Origin of the sequence: Collinsella sp. TF11-5AC, from assembly GCF_003436775.1 — a bacterium.
Classification (GTDB): domain Bacteria; phylum Actinomycetota; class Coriobacteriia; order Coriobacteriales; family Coriobacteriaceae; genus Collinsella.
Window position 1 is genome coordinate 38,721 of record NZ_QSQO01000015.1, and the last position, 7,609, is coordinate 46,329.

The window sequence follows — 7,609 nt, forward strand, 5'->3', positions numbered from 1 at the left end:
GTACGTCTCATGCAGGAAACTGATTCTCAGTCTCAGGAGCAGGCTACCGCCACCAAGGCCGCATCTGCTCCCGCCAAGTCCCGCACGCTGTGGGGCGACGCTTTTAAGCGTCTTCGTAAGAACAAGCTCGCCGTTATCGGTGTCTGCTGGATCATCATCGTTGTTGTGGTCGCCCTGACCGCCGATCTGTGGGCTAAGCCCTGGCTCGGCTCTCCTACGGCTTCCGACTCGACTACCATGGCCGAGACTTCGCTGCTGGCTCCGTGTGCCGAGCACCCGTTTGGCACCGACTCTCTTGGTCGTGACATTCTCGTCCGTGTTATCTACGGTGCACGCGTTTCGCTTTCCGTCGGTATTATGGCCACCGCCATCTCCACGGTGATCGGTCTGGTCATGGGCGCCCTCGCCGGTTTCTATGGCGGCATCTGGGATACGATCATCATGCGCTGTGCGGATATCTTCCTGGCGTTCCCGTACGTGCTGTTCGTTGTCGCCATGATTGCCGTTATCGGTCGTGGTCTTCAGAATGTCTTTATCGCCATCGGCATTCTCGGCTGGCCCTCGATTGCGCGTGTCTTCCGATCTGCGATCCTGACGGTCAAAGAGAACGACTATGTTGACGCCGCTCGCGCTATGGGTGCATCCGATGCGCGTATCGTGATGCGCCATATCTTCCCGAACTCCGTTGCTTCTATCGTGGTCTACGCGACCATGAACATCGGTGGCGCCATTCTGACCGAGTCCGCTCTGTCCTTCCTCGGCATGGGCGTTATTCCGCCTACGCCTTCGTGGGGCTCCATGATTCAGGACGGTCAGCAGTATCTTCTGACTGCTCCCTGGATGATGATCATGCCCGGTTTGGCAATTCTCTCGACGGTGCTCGCCTTCACCCTGCTGGGTGACGGTCTGCGCGACGCCCTCGACGTCAAGATGAAGGACGCATAAGGATGAAGAAGAACAAGAACTATGTGGACCTGAAGGACCAGCCGGTTCCCGAGGGCCAGCATCTGCTCGAGGTCGATGACCTTAAGATGTATTTCCACACCGAGGATGGCGTCGTTCGCGCTGTCGATGGCGTGTCCTACACGCTCGATCGCGGTGAGACCCTGGGTGTCGTCGGTGAGTCCGGCTCTGGTAAGTCCGTGACCGCCATGACCATCATGGGCCTCATCTCGATGCCTCCGGGAAAGATTGAGGGCGGCGACGTTCGCTACCGCGGTCGTTCGATCCTCGAGATGACCGAGGAAGAAATGCAGCATATTCGCGGCAACGATATCGCGATGATCTTCCAGGATCCTATGACCTCCCTGAACCCGGTCTATAAGATCGGCAAGCAGGTGGGCGAGGGACTTCGTCTGCACCGTGGCTACTCCAAGCAGGAGGCGCTCAAGCGCGCCACCGAGCTTTTGGACCTCGTTGGCATTCCCGAGCCTGAGAAGCGCGTCAACGAGTATCCGCACCAGTTCTCCGGCGGTATGCGTCAGCGCGTCATGATTGCCATGGCGCTTGCCTGCGATCCCGATATCCTGATTGCCGATGAGCCCACGACTGCTCTGGACGTTACCATCCAGGCTCAGATTATTGAGCTGATGCAGGAAATGCAGGAGAAGAACGGCAACGCCATTATCATGATCACCCACGACCTTGGCGTTGTCGCCGATATGGCCGATAAGATCATGGTTATGTACGCCGGCCGTCCCGTCGAGTTCGGTACTGCCGAAGAGATCTTCTACGAGAGCCGTCATCCCTACACCTGGGGCCTTATCCGCTCCATCCCGGAGCAGGCTATCGATGAGAAGAAGCCGCTGACGCCGATTCACGGCAACCCGCCCTCGCTCATGAACCTGCCCGAGGGTTGCGTGTTCTCGCCTCGTTGCCCCTATGCAACCGATAAGTGCCGCAAGCAGCGTCCTGAGCGTGTTGTCACTGAGTCTGGCCATTATTCCGCGTGCCACTACTCCGGCGACCCCGAGTTCCTCAAGAATGCTCCTGCGACGTCCCGTACGCGCAAGGATTCCGAGAAGGGAGGCGAGGCGTAAATGGCAGATAAGAACGAGCGCACTCCGCTGCTGAAGGTCGAGCACCTCTCTAAGGAATTCCCCGCCGAGTCCGGCATGTTCGCCAAGCGCTTTTCCAAGCGCGTCGTCTCTGCTGTGAACGACATCTCGTTTGAGATTTATCCTGGCGAGACCTTTGGTCTGGTTGGCGAGTCTGGTTGCGGTAAGTCCACCACGGGCCGCACGATTATGCGCCTGACCCAGCCGACTGCCGGCAAGGTGTTCTTCCAGGGCAAAGATGTTGCCGAGATGAGCAAGCATGAGATCAAGGACATGCGTCGCGAGATGCAATTCATCTTCCAGGACCCCTATGCTTCGCTGAACCCCCGTATGACCATCGGCGAGATCGTCTCCGAGCCCATGACTATTCACGGCGTGGGCACCAAGGAGGAGCGTATCGAGCGTGTTCGCGAGCTTCTCGACGTCGTTGGACTGAACCCCGAGCACATCAACCGCTATCCGCACGAGTTCTCGGGCGGTCAGCGTCAGCGTGTCGGCATCGCCCGCGCCTTCGCTTTGAAGCCCAAGCTGATCATCTGCGACGAGCCCGTTTCCGCTCTGGATGTTTCCATTCAGGCCCAGGTTCTGAACCTGCTCAAGGAACTTCAGGACAAGTTTGGTACGGCGTATCTGTTTATCGCCCACGACCTGTCCGTCGTGCAGCACATCTCCGATCGCGTTGCCGTTATGTATCTGGGCAAGATGGTCGAGGTTTCGGACTGGAAGACGCTCTATAGCGAGCCTCACCATCCGTACACGCAGTCGCTGCTATCTGCTGTGCCGGTGCCCGATCCGGATATCCAGAAGACCCGCAAGCGTATCATCCTCGCCGGCGATCCGCCGTCGCCGCTGGATCCGCCGACCGGCTGCCGTTTCCACACGCGTTGCCCGATCGCGCAGGGCATCTGCTCAGAGAAGCTTCCTGAGTTTAAGGAAGTTGCCCCGGGCCACTGCTGTGCCTGCCACTTCGCCGAGCCGTTCCCGATCAAGGAATCGCACATCGACCTGTAGTCGGCTGTTTGTCCGGGCCCGTGCTGGACTTAGTTTTCAGAACGTCCTCGACCATGGAAACCCCCTTATCCTGCTCCTTCGGAGCTGTGGATAAGGGGGTTTCCTGGTCTGCGGAATGTTCTGAAAACTAAGTCCAGCACGGGCCCTGTGTTACCACTGTAGAGGGGTGAGATTCCTTGATCGCTCACTTAATCTAATAGGAAATTGAGCGAGGCCGGAGCTTTAGCTCCGGCCTCCCCATATAAGGGCTCGGCTTTGCCGAGCCACCAAATTTGCATCAGCCCCAGAACATGTTTGAGAACTGTGCTTGGAGTATGTGTTGGTAGGCCCCGAATCGGTGCTGCCTCCCGGCGCATTCCGCAGGGGGAGCGATATTTTGCAGCACGAAGTGCGCAGCAAAATATCGCTCATGCCCGAGGACGCGCCGGGAGGCAGCACCGATTCGGGGCCGGACATGCGGATCTACCTGCGCAATTACAAATTCGTAAACTTTTTTGAAAAAAGTGCTTGCACAGTTCTCGAATCATAGGTTATTATCTTCCTCGTTGAACGCGCGGGTCCAACAAAAACGAACCGCGAATCAACAACATAGCATGTCGGAGTGGCGGAATTGGCAGACGCGCTAGCTTGAGGTGCTAGTGACCGCTTTTTGGTCATGCGGGTTCAAGTCCCGCCTCCGACACCATCGCATTTAAGAAGCCTCTTCGGAGGCTTTTTTGTTACCGATAGACGGTGGGGTCCACGATGGAAACGCTTGAACGCAACGAGTGGGCAGACGTTGCCCAACTAGTCGAGATCACGAGCGATGCTGTCATCATCTGCGAGCTCGACGGAACCATTCTGCATGTGAATAATCGCTTACTTGGTTTGATGTGCGAGGAACGCGCCGACGTCATCGGTGGAGATGTTAAAGACGTCCTGTACTCGTCCTCTTTTGAACGTGCGACGGAACATCGTCTGCCATTTGAAACTGATGGCTCCGAGAACGAACTGATGCTCAAACTGAGTGACGGCTCTTTTATTCCCGTCTTGGTTCGTGCGGGCTCCGTAACGCCTCCACGCATCTTTGGGCGCCGCGCACCACGTGTCCTGGTGGCGCTTCACAGTATCGAGGAACAGTATTCTCACGACCGGCAACTCAAGCGTGCGTTATCGGAGCTTAGAGTGGCGAACAAGCGTCTCTCTGGCACGCTCTCGGTCATTATGAGCACTGTGGGCTCCGATGAGTTACCCAGCCTGCTTGATACCGTTTTGAACCAGCTTGTAGGAACGCTCGATGCTTCGGGTGCCGCTATCTATTTTTCTGAGAGCGGCGGCTTTAAGCTTCGCGGTGTTTCCAAGGAGCTGCTCGACAGCTACCTGCCCGAGTTTTTGCCGTATGGCGCTGGCATTCCGACGTATGTTCTTCGCGAGTCGCGTGCTTGTCGCTTGTCGATTCAACAGGACCTTGAGGGCGATAAGGCCGCCTCCGGTATGTTCATGGACCTGGATAATCGTTCTAAGCACCTGTTGCGCATGCAGGATATGCCTCCGTACCGCAGTGAAATCTGTCTTCCCGTTTTTTACGGTACGCAGATCCTTGGCGTGCTGGAAGTTGGTTGGAAACGCCCCCAGGCACCGCTCGCCTATGACGTTAATGTGCTCGAGGTCATTTGCGATTACCTGTCTATCCAGCTGGTCGGCATGGCATCGAGCCTTCGCTCCCGTCGCACGGCCGAGCTTGGCCGCTCGCTCAATGTCTTGCGGGATGAGTTGTTTACCTTTCTAGACGATTCCGCCGCGGCTACCCAGGCGGTATCGTCCGAGATCTGCAATATGCTCAACTGCCATTTTTGCCCTATTGAGTATGACGCCAGTCTGGATTCCTACGTCATAGATTTTGAAGGCGGCAGTCGCGTTGCTTTGCCGGACGATCCCGAGAAGCTTTTCTTTTCCACGACGGCGCCAGCGGCACGTTTGGGGGCTGCCCCTGATGGCTTTGAGGCATCTGTTTTGGGCGGCACGAGTGCCGAGGACCTTAAACACGTCCGTATAACTCGCGTTGACGAATCGATGCCTATGGGAGGCTGGCTTAGAGCGCATGGCCTGCCTTGCCAGGGTCTCTACGTCGACGCCGGCATCGAGGCGGGGCGCCCGCGCTCTGAGGGCGATGGCAAGCACAGTAACGACGCGATCGTTCCTGCTTCTGTTGCGAAGGGCCCGACGACGCGCGCGCTGCTGCTTCGTGATGGTAGCCAAGAGCCGATTGATGACCTTGAATATGATTACTTGGTGCACTTGGCTCATGACTTTGAACTGATCTATGAAGGCGAATCTCAAAAGCGTGAGGAGCGCCATATCGCTCAGACCCTCCAGATTGGCATGAGAAATTCACTGGGGGATGTTCCGGGAATCGCCGCCGATTCGGTGTACCTGTCGGCCACGAACTCGGCGTTGGTCGGCGGCGATTTCTATACGCTCATCCGTCTTCCCGACGATTGCGCCGTCATGATTCTGGGCGATGTGTCTGGCAAAGGCATTGAGGCTGCATCGATGTCCGCGCTCGTCAAGACGGCCCTGACGGCATATGCCTGGGAGGGCGCTGGACCGGCCCGCATGGCACGCTCCCTTAACAGCATGCTCATGGGCTTTTCGAGGGTCGAGACGTTCGTGACGGCCTTTATCGCCAAGATTGACCTTAAAGCCGGACGCGCAACGTATTGTTCGGCGGGCCATCCTCCGACCATGGTCATCAGGCCAGAGTCGATGCCGCTGGGTGGCGGCGAGGCCCGTGGGGGGGAGGTCGAGCTGCTTGGATGCCAATCGGGGGTAATCGGTGCCTTTGAGAGCATGGTATACGAGACAGGCGTGTTTACGTTCGCTCCTGGTGACATGCTATTTATGTACACCGACGGAACAATCGAAGCGCGTGACCGCTCGGGTGCTTTCTTTGGCGAGCAGCGCCTTCGCGACCTTCTGCTCTCTGTCTCGGGTGAGGGCGTGTCGGGCATTTGCGGCAAGGTCTTGGGCGAGCTTGACCGATTTACCGAATCGGCGCTGGACGATGACATTGCATTGGTGTCCCTTGAGTTTTTACGGGGTCGTTCATAGACGACGCTGGGCGGGCTGAATCCGTACGGTTGGGGAAACGAATGCATCGAGTGGGCTTTTTTGGGGAATCATGGTCGTATGAATGAGTGGAATGACATAGCGGTTTTGACGCCACCAGGCGATATCGACATCGCCACGGTGCCTGCGCTGCGTCGGCGGTTGGATGCTTTGATTGGCCGCGGCGTGCGTCGTGTCGTCATCAACTGTCAGGCTGTTAGCTTTATCGATTCGACGGGCTTGGCATTCCTGCTTACGCGCGCTCGTGAGCTCATGAGGCGAGAAGGCCTGCTTTCGCTCGTCAATGCATCGGGTGAAGTTGTTCGCTTTTTGGAGATTGCTCGGCTTGTCGATATCCTTCATGTCGCGGGGCCGGCACGGGAGTCTGTTCCCGCCATTCCGGTGGGGGAGCTGCCTCGCTGGAGTAAGAGCGTCGAGGTCCGTCAGGGTATCGAGAATCTTCCATACTACCGACATCGCATCGCCGAACTCCTTGAATCGCTTCCGTTGCGCCGTGACGAGCGCTACGATGTCGCATTGGCGTCGGGGGAGGCGCTGGGTAATGCCTATGACCATGCGGGCGGTATCGGGTGCGTCCTGACGGTTCAGGCCTATGGCGATCGCGTTGTGGTTGAGGTGCTTGATCGAGGTGCCGGCTATTCTATCGATGAAACGAGCGAACCGGTCGCATCTGAGGAGCGCGGCCGTGGTATCAAGCTTATGCGTATGCTCGTCGATAACGTGGAGGTTGCTCATCGTACGGACGGCGCCGGCACGCGCGTGCAGATGGTGAAGCTGTTTAGCGGAGCGCTGGAATCGTGTGCCTAGCCAATCGCTTTAGCGCGTTTAGCTACTAAGAACATGCGGCAGACAAGTTTTTTGAAAAAAGTACTTGCGTCTTTTGGACAACTCGCGTAAATTAATAACCCGCAAGCGGACATGGCTCAGTTGGTAGAGCACAACCTTGCCAAGGTTGGGGTCGCGGGTTCGAGCCCCGTTGTCCGCTCCATTGCATTTCCGGACCGTTTAGGCGGTCCTTTTTCGGCGAAGTGGCCAAGTGGTAAGGCAGAGGCCTGCAAAGCCTTTACCCCCGGTTCGAATCCGGGCTTCGCCTCCAGGCAACATCCGGGCGCTCCGGCGCCCGTTTTGTTTTACATATGCGGACATGGCTCAGTTGGTAGAGCACAACCTTGCCAAGGTTGGGGTCGCGGGTTCGAGCCCCGTTGTCCGCTCCAACTATCTTACGCGGTTCTAACGAACCGCGTTTTTTGTTGACGCTGCGCGGGCCCCGGGCACCCCATCTTGCCCCTCAATCGTCGGTCGCGTACATAAAGTACGCTTCCCTCCTCTTTCGCGGCAACCTGGGGCACCCGGAGCCCGCTCGCTGTCGTGGCCGGGGAGTAAGTCTTCCGTGATCGCGTCGAAAATGTTGGTGTAAGGGTGGCACCCTAACG

At 57.5% G+C, this 7,609-nt stretch carries 6 protein-coding genes and 4 tRNA genes; all 10 read left to right on the forward strand.

Annotated elements, in window-relative coordinates; all coding sequences use genetic code 11:
* Positions 1–9: 9 nt before the first annotated feature.
* A complete protein-coding gene (locus DXD16_RS07400; protein WP_117640785.1) occupies positions 10–945 on the forward strand; it encodes an ABC transporter permease in 936 nt (311 codons plus the stop codon).
* 2 nt (positions 946–947) lie between these two features.
* Positions 948–2,039 (forward strand): ABC transporter ATP-binding protein, encoded by a 1,092-nt coding sequence (locus DXD16_RS07405; RefSeq protein WP_117655654.1) that lies wholly within the window; start codon positions 948–950, stop codon positions 2,037–2,039.
* Complete coding sequence (locus DXD16_RS07410; protein ID WP_117655655.1) at positions 2,040–3,068, forward strand: ABC transporter ATP-binding protein; 1,029 nt, start codon at positions 2,040–2,042, stop codon at positions 3,066–3,068.
* Between the two features lie 307 nt (positions 3,069–3,375).
* The gene (locus DXD16_RS10385; protein WP_147326468.1) at positions 3,376–3,597 is read left to right on the forward strand and encodes a hypothetical protein; all 222 of its coding nucleotides are present in this window, start codon (positions 3,376–3,378) and stop codon (positions 3,595–3,597) included.
* Between the two features lie 66 nt (positions 3,598–3,663).
* A tRNA-Leu gene (locus DXD16_RS07415) sits at positions 3,664–3,753 on the forward strand.
* 59 nt (positions 3,754–3,812) lie between these two features.
* Complete coding sequence (locus DXD16_RS07420) at positions 3,813–6,158, forward strand: GAF domain-containing SpoIIE family protein phosphatase (protein ID WP_117655656.1); 2,346 nt, start codon at positions 3,813–3,815, stop codon at positions 6,156–6,158.
* Positions 6,159–6,236: 78 nt separating this feature from the next.
* The gene (locus tag DXD16_RS07425; RefSeq protein ID WP_117655657.1) at positions 6,237–6,983 is read left to right on the forward strand and encodes an anti-sigma factor antagonist; all 747 of its coding nucleotides are present in this window, start codon (positions 6,237–6,239) and stop codon (positions 6,981–6,983) included.
* 105 nt (positions 6,984–7,088) lie between these two features.
* A tRNA-Gly gene (locus DXD16_RS07430) sits at positions 7,089–7,164 on the forward strand.
* 34 nt (positions 7,165–7,198) lie between these two features.
* Positions 7,199–7,272 (forward strand) — tRNA-Cys (locus DXD16_RS07435).
* Positions 7,273–7,314: 42 nt separating this feature from the next.
* Positions 7,315–7,390 (forward strand) — tRNA-Gly (locus tag DXD16_RS07440).
* Positions 7,391–7,609: the final 219 nt, after the last annotated feature.